1 pseudogene is annotated in these 351 nt (G+C 72.4%); it reads right to left on the bottom strand.

Going from position 1 to position 351, the window contains the following annotated elements:
• Positions 1 to 351 (bottom strand): annotated as a pseudogene (locus D7X74_RS43520) (hypothetical protein); the annotation flags it as partial.

The following is a 351-nucleotide window of genomic DNA, read 5'->3' as shown; positions in this document are numbered from 1 at the left end:
TTGAGCGCCGGGAGGTTCTCCCCCTGCGTCTCGAACACCAGCGACGCGTGGCTGAAGAGCGCCTCCGGGTGCCGGGGCTCCACCTCCAGCACGCGAGAATAGGCCTTGAGCGCGGCGACGCTGTCCCCCTGGAAGTACAGCGTGTTGCCGCGCAGCAGCTCCACGTCCAGCACCGGCTCCAGGGAGGCACGCGCGCAGGCGGCGGCGCCCGCGGTGTCACCGGACTTCGCCCGGGCCTCCACGGCCGCGTCCATCGCGTCCAGCGTCTGGCCCGGCGTGAAGCCGCAGCTCGCCTCCGCCAGGGACGGCAGGGGCGTCTTGCCCAGCTTCTTCTTCAGGGCGAGGAACCGC

This window comes from Corallococcus sp. CA047B, from assembly GCF_003612065.1.
GTDB classification, from domain to species: domain Bacteria; phylum Myxococcota; class Myxococcia; order Myxococcales; family Myxococcaceae; genus Corallococcus; species Corallococcus praedator.
Note: the sequence above shows the minus strand (reverse complement) of the source record. Positions and strands in the feature narration are given on the sequence as shown.